This is a genomic window from Cupriavidus sp. 05N40 (assembly GCF_056397305.1).
Window position 1 is genome coordinate 14,773 of record NZ_JBFTND010000076.1, and the last position, 14,018, is coordinate 28,790.

Below are 14,018 nucleotides of genomic sequence, written 5' to 3' on the forward strand. Positions count from 1 at the left end.
AAAGCCAGCCTTCGGGCTGGCTTTTTCTTTGCCCGGGCAGTCAGCGCCTAGTGCCGCCCCGGCAGCGACAAGCGCCGCTCCAGCACCCGCTGCACCTGCGACAGCGCCGTGCTGAGCACCCAGTAGATGGCCGCCACCGCAAGATAGAGCGGCAGTGGCTGGTAAGTGGCCGCGATCACTTCCTGCGCGGTACGCAGCAACTCGGTCACCGTGATCACCGACACCAGCGAGGTGTCCTTGATCAGGCTGATCAGGCTGTTCGACAAGCTGGGCACGGCCAGCCGCAGGGCCTGCGGGCCCACCACGTAGCGCAGCGTCTGGCCCTGCGTCAGGCCCAGGCTGTAGGCCGCCAGCCACTGGCCGCGCGGGATCCCCTGGATGGCGCCGCGCATGCTCTCGGAAAGATACGCGCCCACGTTCAGGCTGAGCGTGAGCACGCCTGCCGGTGTCGGCTCCAGCGCGATGCCGATGCCRGGCAGCCCGTAGTACACCACGAAGATCTGTACCAGCAGCGGCGTGCCGCGCATCAGGCTGACATAGGTGCGCGCGATCGCGCGCGGCACGGCCCGGTGGCTGATGCCCATCAGCGCCACCACGATGCCGATCACCAGCCCGAAGGCCATCGACGACAGCGCGAACTTGATGGTGAGCAGCATGCCCTACATCAGCACTGGCAGCGAATCGACGACGAGCTGGAGAGCGGACATGAACTAAGGCAGGAGGTGCCGCCCGCTTACTTGACTGGCTTGGTCACGTCGCTGCCGAACCACTTCGCCGACAGCTTGCCGAGCGAGCCGTCCTTGCGCATGTCGTCGAGCGCGCGGTCGATGGCCTGCGCGAACCTGGGATTGTCCTTGCGGAAGGGGATCGCCACCTCGGAACTGCCGCCTTCGACGATGGCGCCGGGCCGCAGCGGCAGGTTGGAGGTCTTGATCAGGTAGCCGATCATCAGGCGGTCGTTGAGCGCCGCGTCCACGCGCTGCGAGGCCAGGTCGCGCAGGTACTCGGGCGCGCCGGGATAGGTCTTGACGTCGATGCCGGCCACCGACTTGGCCAGCTCGTTGTAGTTGCTGCCCAGGCTCACGCCCAGCTTCTTGCCCTTGAGGTCGTCCAGGGACTTGAACTGGCGCTTGTCGTCCTTGCGCTGGATCAGCTGCGCCGCCGAGTAGACGTAGGGCGTGGAAAAGTCCAGCACCTGCTTGCGCGCCGGTGTCACCGCGACCTGGTTGACGATGACATCGAACTTGCCGGCCTGCAGCCCGGCAATGATTCCGCTCCACTCGGTGGTGACGAACTCCGGCTTGACGCCCAGCTTGGTCGCCACGCCCTTCGCCACGTCGACGTCGAAGCCTTCGAGCTGGTTGCTGGTGCCGCGGTAGTTGAAGGGCGGATAGGTGCCCTCGAGCCCGATCCTCAGCACGCCGGCCTGCTTCACGGTGTCGAGCAGGTCGGCGGCCTGGGCGGCGGCGCCGGTCGCCAGCAGCGCGGCGGCGAACAATGCCCGCAGGCAGCCGGTACGAAGTGATCGCATAAAATCTCCAGTCAGAACAGGCAGCGCGCAACCGGAGCCCGCGCCACCCGCGGCGAATACCGTCCGCCCTTGCATGCCGGCCGCGATTGCGGCCCACATAGGAGCGTAGTCCGGCTTGGAGCCTACCGCAACTCCGCGCCGCTCAGCAATAACGATTCGCCCTGCCTGTCCTTGCCTTCGTCCTTGCCTTCGTCCCTGCCTTCATCCCCGCCTTGGTCCGCGCCTTGGTCCGTGCCCTCCGCCCTGCCCTCTTCGCCCGGACGCCCGCTTACTGGAACGCCTTGTCGTTCGGATGGGCGTACAGATCCTTCATGTCGGCGGACAGCGGGTAGTTGAGGTTGATATTGCGCGGCGGAATCGGCGACTGGAACCACTTCTTGTAGAGCTGCTCGGCACGCCCGCTGGTCATCAGCCCGGCGATCACGTCGTCGGCCAGCTTCTTGAAGGAAGGATCGTCCTTGCGGAACATGCAGGCGTAGTTCTCGGTCTGCAGCGGCGTGCCAACCACGGTCCAGTCGCCGGCGCTCTTGGCCTTGGTCAGCTCGCCGTAGAGCAGCGGCTCGTCCATGACGAAGGCCACCGCGCGGCCGCTTTCCAGGATCAGGAAGGACTGGCCATGGTCCTTGGTGCTGATCAGGTTCATGTTCATGGCCTTCTCGCCGTTCATCTTGACCAGCAGGCGCTCGTCGGTGGTGCCCGCGGTGGTCACCACGTTGCGGTCCTTCAGATCGGGGAAGTCCTTCACGCCCGAGTCCTTCCTGGTCAGCATGCGCAGGCCATAGACGAACAGGCTGTTGGAAAACGCCACCTGCTTCTGCCGCTCGATATTGTTGGTGGTGGTGCCACACTCGATATCGATGGTGCCGTTCTGCATCAGCGAGATGCGGTTCTGCGAGGTGATCGGGATCAGCTTGACCTGCAGGCCAGGCATCTGCAGCTGGGCTTTTACCTTGTCGACGATCTGCAGCAGGATCTCGTGCGAATAGCCCATCACGTCCTTGCCGTTCGTATAGGAGAACGGGATCGACGACTCGCGGTAGCCCAGCGAGATCACGCCGGTGTCCTTGATCTTGCGCAGCGTGTCGCCGTCGTCGGCGCTGGCCGCGCCGGCGGCGCCCGCGAGCATGGCGGCCGCCAGCAGGCAGCGGGAAATCCTGTTCAGGCGGGGCAGGCGTGCGTGCAGTTTCATCTCGTTTTTCTCCTTGGGTTGAAGGGACGGCTCGTGTCGTTGCCAGGCCGCTTGCCGGCCTGTGCTGCGGTACTTCTGCGCGATTTGCTGCGCCATGGCCGCGCGGCTATATGACTACGCGGCGCAATGTCTGTGCAACTGTGATCTACCCTCGATGCCCGGCCGGCTCACGCCAGCACCGCGCTGAAATCCCCGGCCTCGACCGCCGGCTTGCGCCCGGCAAGGAGGTCGGCCAGCAGGCCCGCGCTGCCCATCGCCAGCGTGAAGCCCAGCGCGCCGTGGCCAATGTTGAGCCACAGCCCGCGCAGGCGCGACTGCCCCACCAGCGGCAACCCGCTCGGCGTGGCCGGGCGCAGTCCGGTCCATGGCTGCAGCAGCTCCGGCATCGCCGCGTCCCGCGCCATGCCGCCGAACAGCGCGCCGGTCTCGCCGGCCAGCGTGGCAATGCGACTGCGATCGATGACGGTATCCCCGCGCACCAGGTCGGCCATGCCCGCCACGCGCAGCGTATTGCCGATACGGGCATAGACGATCTTGCGCGCGAAGTCCGTGATGCTGATGTGCGGCGCGGTGGCGCCGTCGCGGATCGGCACGGTGATGCTGTAGCCCTTGAGCGGCCACAGCGGCGCACGCAGTCCCAGCGGGCGCAGCAGCGCCACGCTGCCCATGCCGCCGGCCACCACCACCGCGTCGGCCTGCTCGATGCCGTTGCCGGTGCGCACGCCGATGACGCGCTCGCCCTGGCGCTCGATGCCCTGCACATCGGTACCGAAGCGCAGCGACACGCCGGGACGGTCTCGCAGCAACCATGCCAGCGACAGGCAGAAGCGATGGCAATCGGCCACCTCCTCGCTGGGCGTGTAGATGGCGCCGGCGATGTCGCCGCGGATGCCGGCCAGCGCCGGCTCCAGCGCCACCGTGGCATCGCGGTCCAGCGCCTGCTGTTCGCAGCCCAGGCTGGCCTGGTAGTCGAGCAGGCGGCAGGCCGCGTCAAAGCTGGCGGCTTCGCGGTGCACGATCAGCTTGCCGCGCCGCGCGAAGCCGAAGTCCGCCGGCTCGCTGTCGACGAAAGCCTGCATCAGGTCGCGCGAGTAGAAGGCCAGCCGCAGCAGCTTGCGCGTGGTGGCTTCGCTGGTGGCCGCGTTGCAGGCGCGCGCGAAGGCGACCAGCCAGCGCCATTGCGCCGGGTCCAGCGAAGGCCGGAAGCGCATCGGCGAATCGGCGCGCAGCAGCCAGCCCGGCACCTTGCCCAGCACACCCGGCCCGGCCAGCGGCGCCACATAGCTGTAGCTGAGCTGCCCGCCGTTGGCGAAGCTGGTTTCCTCGCCCGGGCCGGCGCACCGTTCGAGCACGCTCACTTCGTGCCCCTCGGCCGCCAGCCGCCAGGCCGTACTCATCCCCACCACCCCCGCGCCCACGATCACAACCTTCATTGCCTGCCTGCTCCGCTGCCGTCCGATCCGATGCGCGCAGCGTAGCCCAGCCCGGCCGGCTTGCCCAATGCGAATACGTGCCAGAATATGTCTTTAGGCTATGGGTGCTCCCAGGTACCCGTCCGTCCCGATGCGCCTGCGCCAGATCGAGGTCTTCCGCGCCGTCATGCTGACCGGCACCGTCAGCGAGGCAGCGCGCCTGCTGCACGTGTCCCAGCCCGTGGTGACGCGCGTGCTGCAGCACGCCGAGGCCACGCTCGGCTTCCGCCTGTTCGAGCGCATCAAGGGCCGGCTGCAGGCCACGCCGGAAGCCAATGCCCTCTACGGCGACGTCGAACGGCTCTACGGCGAGATCGAACGCGTGCGGCGCGTCTCGGAAAGCCTGCGCCACAAAGGTGCCGGCCGGCTGCGGGTGGCCGCCACGCCGAGCCTGGCCAACCCCTTGCTGGTGCCCGCCGTGCGCCGCTTCTGCGCGCGCCACCCGGACACGCAGGTGCAGGTGCTGACCCACCATACCGACGAGATCGTGCAAGGCTTGCTGGCCAACCAGATCGATCTGGGCTTCGCCTTCGCGCCGCCGCGCCACGAGGCCATCGCCAGCGAACCGGTGGCCAGCGGACAGATGCTGCTGGCGGTGCCGCGCGGCGAACCGCTGTCGACCCGCGCGCGGCGCGCCGACGTGCCGATGCAGCGACTGGTGGACCGTCCGTTCATCGCCTACGACGACAACAGCTCGCTCGGCCTGCTGGTGCGCCAGACGCTGGCGCGCAATGCGCTCGAGCCGCGTTCGATGCTGGAAGTCCAGACCTACTCGCTGGCGCTGGCGCTGGTCGATGCCGGCCTCGGCCTGACCTTGCTCGACCAGTACACGGCGCTTGGCGCCAATCCCGGACAGGTCTCGCTGCATGCGGTGAAGCCGGCGCTGGCGTTCGAGATCCAGGCGCTGCGCGCCAGCCACAGGGGCAGTTCCAGCCTGGCCGACGACATGTGCGCGCAGTTCGCCGACGCCGCACGGCAACTCGCGGCGACGCTGCCCGTGCGCCTGGAGGCGCCCGCGGTCAGCTTGGAGCATGTCCCGAAATAGCGCTTGCGCAAGCCGTGAAATTTGACAGCAATATGCGCCGTGCACCATTATCAGAGCGCCTGAGGCGCCCATCTGGTGCTTCCCGAGTCCTATGTTTGCCCTAATCCTGCTTCTGCTCATCCTGGTCAGCGCCTTCTTCTCGACTTCCGAGATCGCGCTGACCGCATCGCGCCGCACCAAGCTGCAGACGCTGTCCGAGCGCGGCGACCGCCGCGCCACCAAGATCATGCTGCTCAAGGAGGAGCCCGGCAATTTCTTCACCATCGTGCAGATCGGCGTCAACAGCGTGGCCATCCTCGCCGGTATCGTCGGCGAGAAGCACGTGTCCGACCTGCTGCACTCGGCGCTGCTGCCCTACTTCGAGGCGCCGGTCGCCGGGCAGATCGCCAACGTCGGTTCCTTCCTGGTGGTCACGCTGCTGTTCATCCAGTTCGCCGACCTGATCCCCAAGCGTATCGCCATGAGCTTCCCCGAGCCCTGCGCGCTGCTGGTGATCGGGCCCATGCTGACCATGATCAAGATCTTCAAGCCGCTGGTCTGGGTGTTCAACGCCACGGCCGACGCCACCCTGCGCATGTTCGGCCTGCCCACCAAGCAGATCGACCAGATCACATCGGAAGACATCGCCGCCATGGTGGACGCCGGCGCGGAAGCCGGCGTGCTGCACAAGCACGAGATCCACCTGATCGAAAACGTGTTCGAACTGGACGCCAAGAACGTCACCGCGGTGATGACGCCGCGCGACGATGTGGTCTACATCGGCCTGGACGAGCCCGCCGACAGCCTGCGCCGCAAGCTAGTCAACCATCCGCATGCGCAGTACCCGGTGTGCGGGCACAACCTCGACGACGTGCTGGGCTACATCGATTCGAAGGACATCCTGCAGATGTTCCTGGCCGACGATTCCACCRGCGTGATCGGCAACATCGGCAATATCGGCAAGCACCACGACAAGAACGTGCTGGTGATCCCCGACACGCTGACCCTCACCGAGGCGCTCACGCGCTTTCGCGAGATGCACCAGAGCTTCGCGGTGGTGATGAACGAGTACGGGCTGGTGGTGGGCATCGTCACGCTGGACGATATCGTCGGCGCGCTGATGGGCAACATCATCTACTCGAGCGAAGACGAACAGATCGTGCGGCGCGACGACGGCTCGTGGCTGGTGGACGGCGTGACGCCGCTGGTGGACCTGAAGAAGGCGCTGGAGCTCGACGAGCTGCCCGGCGAGGACTATGTCGACACCGCCGCCGGGCTGGTAATCTACTCGCTCAAGCGCATCCCGAAGAAGTCGGAATTCATCGAGGTGGCGGGCTATCGCTTTGAAGTGCTGGACATCGACCATCACAAGATCGACCAGCTCCTGGTTTCGAAGCTGCCGCCGGCGGCGCCGTTCCAGCCGTGAGCGCGCGGCGGTAGCGCTCCACCGTCCCGGCGAGCTGGAACACCAGGATCCACGTCCCCACCACCAGCACCGCGGCCGCGGCGGCCGCGCCCAGGCGCAGCGGCGCCAGGCGCTCCGGCGCGTGCAGCGTCAGGTATGCGCAACCCAGCAGCACGATCCAGGCAAGACCCAGCGCGCAGCCGGCCAGCACGTCCGACAGCCAGTGCATGCCCAGGTACAGCCGCGACAGGCAGATCAGCGTCACCGCGACCGCCGTCAGCGCCACCACCGGCATGCGTATGCGCCACGGCTGGCGCAGGCACAGCAGGAAGGCCAGGAAGCCGTAGGTCACCATGCTGCTGGTGGCGTGGCCGCTGGGAAACGAAAACGACTCCAGGCCGCCGTAGATGCTGGCCGGGCGGCTGCGCTCCAGCACCAGCTTGAGCACCATCACGCAGGCGCGCGCGCCCACCAGCGCGCCCACCCAGTAAGCGGCGGCCACCCAGGCCCGACGCCACGCCAGCCATGCGAACACCGTCACCCCCACCGCCACGGAAACGCGCGCGCCGCCGAGCTCGGTGATGGCCACCATGGCCGTATCGAGCCAGTCCTGCTGCCACGCGCGCAACTGCGCGAACACGGCGTGGTCGAGCCGCACCAGCGGCGCGCCGTGCGCGATCGACGTGCCCAGCCACAGCAGCGCGGCGCCGCAGGCCAGCAGCAGCACGCCGGCCAGGACCAGCAGGAGCAGCTCGGCGATATCGCGCTCCAGCAGGCGCGCCACGCGCGGCCATGCGTGCGCGGATCGCGCGCGCAGCGCTTCGCGCCCGCGCAGGCGAGCGCCGTCGAGCCGGCGCACCAGCGGCCGGATCGCCAGCAGCAGGCCGCGCACCACGCACAGCGCCAGCAGCGCGAACACGGCCAGCAGGCCTACCACGCCCAGCGCGGTGCCCGGTGTCAGCCAGGGAGCAGGAGCGGCGACCATGGCAGCCTCCACCGGATTCAGCCCGCCGCGGCCATGCGCGCGATATTGGCGCGCGCGGGCGCCTCGCAATCGGCAAAGGCCGGGGTGAGGAAGAGGCGGTCGCGCCGGGCCATCGCCTGCAGGAAGGCAATGCGTCGCTGCAGGAACGCCGCATGCAAGGGCTCGCCGGACAAGCCGGAACGATTGGCCAGCAAGGCGCGGTTCTCCTCGAACACGGCGTCGGTATAGCCATCGAATTGCGGCTGCAGCGCGGCCAGGCGATGGAGGTCCAGGTCCAGCACGACCCCCGATTCCGGTACCGAGGCATGATGCCCGCAGGTATCCATCACGATGCGCGCGGCCAGCGCCATCGCCTGCGCCTCCACGCCGCTGGCCATGGTCTCGATCAGCGCCGCCGAGGCGGCCTCGTTGTGCTCGCATCCCGGCACATAGACCGCGTCATGGAACAGCACCGCCAGCGCCTGCGCAGGCGAGAGCGCGATACCGCGCGCCTGCGCCACCTCGAACATCTCGAGCACATGCCGGCGGTCGTGATAGCGACGATACGGGGCGTCGTAGCAGGCCAGCACCTGCAGCACCGCCGCGCGCGGCAGGAAATCCAGGCAGGCCAGCGCCACCGGCCAGTCCGGCGCGAAGCGCGGCTGCGTGCCTTGCGGCGTCGCCACGGCTTCGGTGAAGACGTCCAGCGGCCGCACCCACAATTCGGTGCGGTCGCGCATCGACTCGTACACCACCACGCGCGAGAGGTCCGATTCGATACGACCGAGCCCCGCGATGGCATAGGCGCCGCCCTTGTAATGGCGGTATGGCATGCCCGGCAGGAAGTCGTCGGGCGTGCCGGCGTGGGCGGGACTGGAAGATGGGGAAGCAGGCTGGGTCATGGAGAGGAGAGGCGGTCCGGTTCGGTGCAACGACATGATAGGGCATCGTTCGCGCGGCATCGCGCCCTGGCCTTCGCCGGAATGCCGGGCGCTGCCCCAAAGCAAAAACCCCACGATCCGGTGAGGAATCGTGGGGTTTTGCTTACTGCTGGCGGAGAGGGTGGGATTCGAACCCACGGTACCGTCGCCGGTACGCCTGATTTCGAGTCAGGTACATTCGACCACTCTGCCACCTCTCCGGTAACTTGGTCGCGTGTCGCGAAGAACAAGATTATAGGGTGAAGTCCATCACGACCGCAAGCCCTTTGCGCGAGAAAATTTACGCTTCGGGTTCGAGGCGCGTCAGGCCGCCCAGATACGGCTGCAGCGCGGCCGGCACCGTCAGCGAGCCATCGGCGTTCTGGTAGTTCTCCAGGATCGCCACCAGCGTGCGGCCCACGGCCAGGCCGGAGCCGTTGAGCGTGTGCAGCAGTTCCGGCTTGCCCTGCCCCGCGCGGAAGCGGGCCTGCATGCGGCGCGCCTGGAAGTCGCCCATGTTCGAGCAGGAGCTGATCTCGCGATAGGTGTTCTGCGCGGGGATCCACACCTCCAGGTCGTAGGTCTTGGTGCTGCCGAAGCCCATGTCGCCGGTGCACAGCACGATGGTGCGGTACGGCAGGTCGAGCTTCTTGAGGATGGCCTCGGCGTGGCCGGTGAGCTGCTCGAGCGCATCGAACGATTGCTCGGGCGTCACCACCTGCACAAGTTCCACCTTGTCGAACTGGTGCTGGCGGATCATGCCGCGCGTGTCGCGGCCGTAGGAGCCGGCTTCCGAGCGGAAGCAAGGCGTGTGGGCGACGAAGCGCAGCGGCAGATCGTCGCCGGCCACGATGGCGTCGCGCACGATATTGGTCAGCGGCACCTCGGCGGTGGGGATCAGGTAGAAGTTCTCGGTGCGCTCGCCACCTTCGCTGCTCTCGCCGCCAACCTTGCGCGRCACCTTGAACAGGTCTTCCTCGAACTTGGGCAACTGGCCGGTGCCGCGCATGGAGGCGGCATTGACGATGTACGGCACGTACATCTCGGTATAGCCGTGCTCGAGCGTGTGCGTGTCCAGCATCAGCTGCACCAGCGCACGGTGCATGCGCGCGACGCCGYCGCGCAGCATGGCGAAGCGCGAGCCGGTGACCTTGGTCGCGGTCTCGAAATCGAGCCCGAGGCGTTCGCCCACGTCGACATGGTCCTTCACCGCGAAATCGAAGCTGCGCGGCGTGCCGACACGGCGCACTTCCACGTTCTCGCTTTCGTCGCGGCCCACCGGCACGCTTTCGTGCGGCAGGTTGGGAATGGCCAGCATGAGCTCGGACAACTGGGCCTGGATCTCCTCCAGGCGCGCGGCCGAGGCCTTGAGCGCGTCGCCGATGCCGCCGACTTCCGCCATCACGGCCGAGGCGTCCTCGCCCTTGCCCTTGAGCATGCCGATCTGCTTGGACAGGCTGTTGCGGCGCGCCTGCAGTTCCTCGGTCTGGGTCTGCAGTTGCTTGCGCTCGGCTTCGAGTGCCTGGAAGGCCGCTACGTCGAGTTGGAAACCGCGTGCGGCAAGGCGTTGCGCCACGGCGTCGATGTCTTTGCGGAACAGCTGGATGTCTAGCATGTTGCTTGTGTGGAGGGTGCTGGGCCAGCGACATGCCGGCGGACCCGCCATTTTACTGCACCGGCCGGGCGGCACGCCGATCCGGCCGGCGCGGAACAGGCCGGCCGCACGGCCGCTGTTCCGCGGGACAGCCGGCCCGGTGCCGGCGCCGACGCCTTACTGCGCCCCGCCGTCGCCGTCCTTGCCCTTGCCTTTGCCCTGCTGGCGCAGCCACTGCGCGTCCAGATCGCGCAGATGCCGCAGCTTGTCGGCGATCTTGCCCTCCAGCCCGCGCGGGGTGGGCTGGTACCAGCCCTGGCGCTTGAGGTCGTCCGGGAAATAATGTTCGCCGGCGGCGTAGGCCTCCGGCTCGTCATGCGCATAGCGGTAGGCGTGGCCGTGGCCGAGTTCCTTCATCAGCTTGGTCGGCGCGTTGCGCAGGTGCACCGGCACGCCGCGCGACTTGTCCTTGGCGACGAAGGCGCGCGCCGCGTTGTAGGCGTTGTAGCCCGCATTGGACTTCGGCGCCACCGCCAGGTACACCAGGGCCTGGGCCAGCGCGAGCTCCCCTTCGGGCGAACCCAGGCGCTCGTAGGTCTCGGCCGCGTCGAGCGTGATGCGGGCGGCACGCGGATCGGCCAGGCCGATGTCTTCCCATGCCATGCGCACGATGCGGCGGGCGAGATAACGCGGGTCCGCGCCGCCGTCGAGCATGCGGCAGAACCAGTAGAGCGTGGCATCCGGATCGGAGCCGCGCACCGACTTGTGCAGCGCGCTGATCTGGTCGTAGAAGGCATCGCCGCCCTTGTCGAAGCGGCGCAGGTTTTCCGACAGGGCGCTGCCGAGCAGCGCAGTGTCGACGATGACGGCGCCGGCATTGCGCGCGGCGCGCGCCACGATCTCGATATTGTTGAGCAGCTTGCGGCCGTCGCCGTCGGCAGAAGCCACGGTCAGCGCCAGTGCCTCGTCCTCCCATTGCAGGCCACCCAGTTCCTCGCTGGCGCGCCGGGCCAGTTGCGTCAGCTCCGCATCGTCGAGGCTCTTGAGCACGTAGACGGCGGCGCGCGACAGCAAGGCGCCATTGACCTCGAACGAGGGGTTCTCGGTGGTGGCGCCGATAAAGGTGAACAGCCCGCTTTCCACGTGCGGCAGGAAGGCATCCTGCTGGCTCTTGTTGAAGCGGTGCACTTCGTCGACGAACACCAGCGTGCGGCGGCCGTGGGCACGGTATTGCTCGGCCCGCTCCACCGCCTCGCGGATATCCTTGACGCCGGACAGCACCGCCGACAGCGCGATGAACTCGGCGTCGAAGGCGGTGGCCATGAGCCGCGCCAGCGTGGTCTTGCCCACGCCGGGCGGACCCCACAGGATCATGGAATGCGGCTCGCCGGAGGCAAAGGCCACGCGCAGCGGCTTGCCGGCGCCCAGCAGGTGCTGCTGGCCGATGACCTCGTCGATATTGCGCGGGCGCAGGCGCTCGGCCAGCGGTTGCTGGGAACGGTCGGGAGCTTCGGAGAACAGCGTGTCCGCCACGGTAATCAGGCCTCATGGTCAGGGCGGGCGCGCACGGCGGGCCGCGGCGCCCCGGAACCCGACAGTGTAGACCATCGCGGCAGGCGGCCCGGGCGACCCCCCCTGGCGCAGCTCTCCGGGACGCCCTGGAACGCCCCACCTTGGCGCGCGCTCGTTGCGCACGAAGGCCTCCAGCACGCCGGCGCGCTCGCTGCCGACGCGCGTGCGCCAGGCGCTCACGGCGCCCGCCCGACAAGGGCATGGCATAGCCGATCGCCGTGAAGTTCGGCAGGTAGTCCCATGGCCGGGCGCTAAAGTCGGGGACCGCCGTGCCGATATTCCTTTAGCCCGAGGCCTCCCCTCTCGCACGCGCCGTTTTGCGCGTCAACCGGTCCCCGCCGCCACCGGCCCGCTTCGCGCCGCACCATGACCGTGCCGGGCGCAATCCTGCCCGGCGCGCGTTCCGCAGCGTTTTCTGGTCTCCAGGGAGTGTTATGCAGCTTCGTTACCGCATGCTCGTGTTCAAGCTGAGCCGGATGTCCGCGCATGAGCGGATCAGCGCAGTGGACGAGATCGCCCTCGCCGGCCAGATCGCCGAGCAGATCGAAAAGCCCGGCATGGTGGAACGCCTGGTGGCGGACCTGTTCGAGCACGGCAACGGCCACGTCAGGCGCATCGCGCTGAACGCGGTACGGCGTGCCCACGGCTACCGCCAGGCAGACCTGCGCCAGGCGCTGCTGCGCAAGTTGCGCGACCCCGAGCCGTGGCTGCGCCACGACGCGGCCTGGATACTGCACGAAGCGAAACTCGACAGCCCCGAGATCCGCGCCATGCTGCGCCAGCTGGCCGGCCCGGTGCAGCTGCCGTACGACCTGACGCGCGCGCGCGCCAATCCGGCCGACGCGCTGCTCCAGGCGCAGGTGCGCGCACGGCAGGCGCTCGACGAACTGCTGGCCAAGCACACGGCAGGCGGCGTGATTGCCAAACTGCCCTATGCCGACGGCACCGTTGGCCATATGCATGTGCGGCGGCGCGAGCAACTGAAGCTGATGTTCGAGCGCCACAAGGAACGCGGCGCCAAGCTGCGCTTCCGACCCGTGGAAGATGGCAAGGCAGCCGCGCCCGGCAGCACGAAGCCCAGGCCGAAGCCCGCGCCCAAGCCATGAAAAATGGCGGCTCGCGCCGCCATCTTCTGCCGCCGTGAGCCGCCCGCCCTGCCTCAGCCGCCGGCGCGCGCCGCCAGGGCTTTCATCGCATCGGCCGGCAACGGGCCATGGCAGGTCCGCTCGCCGCTGGCCTTGCTCACCACCAGCCACACCTTGTCCGGCGCGCCGGCCGGATGCAGCAGCCAGGCCGGACCGCGCCCGCTGCCGGTCGCCGGCAAGCCTTCCAGCACGCCGCTGCTGACCGATTGCAGCAGCACGGCGCAATCGTTGGCCGGCGCCTGCGTGGCGGAGAGGAAATCGGGGTTGGAGAGCACTTCGGGCAAGGCCGTGTCGGAGGCCCGCAGGAACGCATCGACATCGAAATGCTTGCTGGCGCCGCCAGGACCGGCGCAGGCCGCGAGCAGCATGGCCGCTGCCGCGCCGACGCTGGCGCCCGCGCGGCGCAGGGCCGGCCGGAAAGAAAGAACGGTATGCATGCGTCGCCTCATTGCTTCATCACATCGGCACCCTTGGGCACCGTGAACCGGAACGTATCGGCGGGCAGCGAGGGATTCTTCTGCATCGCGCTGAAGGTCAGCAGCGTGGTGTTGCCGAACGCGTCGCGCAGCTCCATCGCTTCCAGGTTGCCGCTCTTGAAGCCGATGCCGATGCGCTCGAACTGCGTGTCCTTGGCCTTCGGCGTCAGTTCGATCCACTCCACGCCGTCGCGCGCCGGACCGTTCTTCACCACGAAGTTCTTCTCCAGGTCATTGCTGCCGAACAGGATCGCCGCCGGGCTCGAGCCCAGCGCCCCGTCGAGCTTGCGCTCGGTGACCTGGTTCAGGTCCTTGTCGTAGATGTAGAGCGTCTGGCCATCGGCCTGCAGTAGCTGGTCGTAGGGCTTGATATAGCGCCACGTGAACTTGCCCGGGCGCGCGAAGGCGAAGGTGCCGCTGGAGGTGCCGGTGACCTTGAGGCTGTCGCCCTGCCCCTTGACCTGGCGCTGGGTGAATTCGCCGCGCGCGCTCTTGACGCTGGCGACGAAGCTCTGGAGCTGGTCGACGCCGGCCGCCATGGCCGCCGGCACTGCCAGCGACATGACCAAGGCGGCGCATGCCGACACGAGAAAGCGGTTTCGCATGTATTTGTCCTTGCTTGGTGGAGGTGCCGCCGCGCCGGGGCGACGGCGCCGCATGAACGGTTAGAGCGGCAGGCGCGGCGCGGATTCCGCAACCGGGTGCATCTTGCGTAACTGCATGTTA

Annotated in this window: 13 protein-coding genes and 1 tRNA gene; 3 read left to right on the forward strand and 11 right to left on the reverse strand. The window is 68.1% G+C overall.

Going from position 1 to position 14,018, the window contains the following annotated elements; translation table 11 throughout:
• Nucleotides 1–47: 47 nt before the first annotated feature.
• The 4 genes from AC1DO7_RS18565 to AC1DO7_RS18580 all read right to left on the reverse strand — a co-directional run bounded on the left by AC1DO7_RS18565 (nt 48) and on the right by AC1DO7_RS18580 (nt 4,153).
• On the reverse strand, nt 48–656 hold the full coding sequence (locus tag AC1DO7_RS18565) for an amino acid ABC transporter permease (protein ID WP_441612539.1): 609 nt from the start codon (nt 654–656) through the stop codon (nt 48–50).
• Between the two features lie 77 nt (nt 657–733).
• Entirely contained in the window at nt 734–1,531 is a 798-nt protein-coding gene (locus AC1DO7_RS18570) for a transporter substrate-binding domain-containing protein (protein ID WP_441612540.1), read from the reverse strand.
• A gap of 268 nt (nt 1,532–1,799) precedes the next feature.
• Nucleotides 1,800–2,720 (reverse strand): glutamate/aspartate ABC transporter substrate-binding protein, encoded by a 921-nt coding sequence (locus AC1DO7_RS18575; protein WP_441612541.1) that lies wholly within the window; start codon nt 2,718–2,720, stop codon nt 1,800–1,802.
• A gap of 167 nt (nt 2,721–2,887) precedes the next feature.
• Nucleotides 2,888–4,153 carry a D-amino acid dehydrogenase gene (locus tag AC1DO7_RS18580; protein WP_441612542.1) on the reverse strand — a complete coding sequence of 422 codons (1,266 nt, stop codon included), beginning with the start codon at nt 4,151–4,153 and terminating at the stop codon, nt 2,888–2,890.
• Between the two features lie 130 nt (nt 4,154–4,283).
• On the opposite strand from AC1DO7_RS18580, the gene AC1DO7_RS18585 reads away from it, so the two are divergent.
• Together AC1DO7_RS18585 and paeA are read left to right on the forward strand one after the other, a co-directional pair.
• A complete protein-coding gene (locus AC1DO7_RS18585; RefSeq protein WP_441612728.1) occupies nt 4,284–5,237 on the forward strand; it encodes a LysR family transcriptional regulator in 954 nt (317 codons plus the stop codon).
• A gap of 91 nt (nt 5,238–5,328) precedes the next feature.
• Nucleotides 5,329–6,642, forward strand: a complete 1,314-nt coding sequence (gene paeA, locus AC1DO7_RS18590) for a polyamine export protein PaeA (protein WP_477116424.1) — start codon at nt 5,329–5,331, stop codon at nt 6,640–6,642.
• Here paeA and AC1DO7_RS18595 read toward each other — a convergent pair.
• The 5 genes from AC1DO7_RS18595 to AC1DO7_RS18615 form a co-directional block, all read right to left on the reverse strand.
• On the reverse strand, nt 6,536–7,606 hold the full coding sequence (locus AC1DO7_RS18595; protein ID WP_441612544.1) for a phosphatase PAP2 family protein: 1,071 nt from the start codon (nt 7,604–7,606) through the stop codon (nt 6,536–6,538). The two genes, paeA and AC1DO7_RS18595, sit on opposite strands and share 107 nt — an antisense overlap.
• Before the next feature lie 17 nt (nt 7,607–7,623).
• Entirely contained in the window at nt 7,624–8,487 is an 864-nt protein-coding gene (locus AC1DO7_RS18600) for a DUF1653 domain-containing protein (protein WP_441612545.1), read from the reverse strand.
• A 149-nt stretch (nt 8,488–8,636) separates the two neighbouring features.
• Nucleotides 8,637–8,726, reverse strand: a tRNA-Ser gene (locus tag AC1DO7_RS18605).
• Between the two features lie 80 nt (nt 8,727–8,806).
• Nucleotides 8,807–10,120, reverse strand: coding sequence for a serine--tRNA ligase (gene serS / locus AC1DO7_RS18610; protein WP_477116425.1), 1,314 nt, complete (start codon nt 10,118–10,120; stop codon nt 8,807–8,809).
• 156 nt (nt 10,121–10,276) lie between these two features.
• Nucleotides 10,277–11,632 carry a replication-associated recombination protein A gene (locus AC1DO7_RS18615; protein WP_441612547.1) on the reverse strand — a complete coding sequence of 452 codons (1,356 nt, stop codon included), beginning with the start codon at nt 11,630–11,632 and terminating at the stop codon, nt 10,277–10,279.
• 473 nt (nt 11,633–12,105) lie between these two features.
• Here AC1DO7_RS18615 and AC1DO7_RS18620 point away from each other — a divergent pair, with 473 nt between their 5' ends.
• Complete coding sequence (locus tag AC1DO7_RS18620) at nt 12,106–12,777, forward strand: hypothetical protein (RefSeq protein ID WP_441612548.1); 672 nt, start codon at nt 12,106–12,108, stop codon at nt 12,775–12,777.
• A 53-nt stretch (nt 12,778–12,830) separates the two neighbouring features.
• Here AC1DO7_RS18620 and AC1DO7_RS18625 read toward each other — a convergent pair whose 3' ends face one another.
• Together AC1DO7_RS18625 and lolA are read right to left on the reverse strand one after the other, a co-directional pair.
• Nucleotides 12,831–13,253, reverse strand: a complete 423-nt coding sequence (locus AC1DO7_RS18625) for a hypothetical protein (RefSeq protein ID WP_441612549.1) — start codon at nt 13,251–13,253, stop codon at nt 12,831–12,833.
• Between the two features lie 8 nt (nt 13,254–13,261).
• The gene (lolA, locus tag AC1DO7_RS18630; RefSeq protein ID WP_441612551.1) at nt 13,262–13,897 is read right to left on the reverse strand and encodes an outer membrane lipoprotein chaperone LolA; all 636 of its coding nucleotides are present in this window, start codon (nt 13,895–13,897) and stop codon (nt 13,262–13,264) included.
• Nucleotides 13,898–14,018: the final 121 nt, after the last annotated feature.

Bases quoted from the DNA above. Each gene is read 5' to 3' on its own strand.
- AC1DO7_RS18600 (WP_441612545.1), bottom strand. From the start codon at position 8,487: ATGACCCAGCCTGCTTCCCCATCTTCCAGTCCCGCCCACGCCGGCACG.
- AC1DO7_RS18585 (WP_441612728.1), top strand. From the start codon at position 4,284: ATGCGCCTGCGCCAGATCGAGGTCTTCCGCGCCGTCATGCTGACCGGC.
- AC1DO7_RS18575 (WP_441612541.1), bottom strand. From the start codon at position 2,720: ATGAAACTGCACGCACGCCTGCCCCGCCTGAACAGGATTTCCCGCTGC.
- AC1DO7_RS18625 (WP_441612549.1), bottom strand. From the start codon at position 13,253: ATGCATACCGTTCTTTCTTTCCGGCCGGCCCTGCGCCGCGCGGGCGCC.
- AC1DO7_RS18620 (WP_441612548.1), top strand. From the start codon at position 12,106: ATGCAGCTTCGTTACCGCATGCTCGTGTTCAAGCTGAGCCGGATGTCC.
- AC1DO7_RS18580 (WP_441612542.1), bottom strand. From the start codon at position 4,153: ATGAAGGTTGTGATCGTGGGCGCGGGGGTGGTGGGGATGAGTACGGCC.
- lolA (WP_441612551.1), bottom strand. From the start codon at position 13,897: ATGCGAAACCGCTTTCTCGTGTCGGCATGCGCCGCCTTGGTCATGTCG.
- AC1DO7_RS18595 (WP_441612544.1), bottom strand. From the start codon at position 7,606: ATGGTCGCCGCTCCTGCTCCCTGGCTGACACCGGGCACCGCGCTGGGC.
- AC1DO7_RS18570 (WP_441612540.1), bottom strand. From the start codon at position 1,531: ATGCGATCACTTCGTACCGGCTGCCTGCGGGCATTGTTCGCCGCCGCG.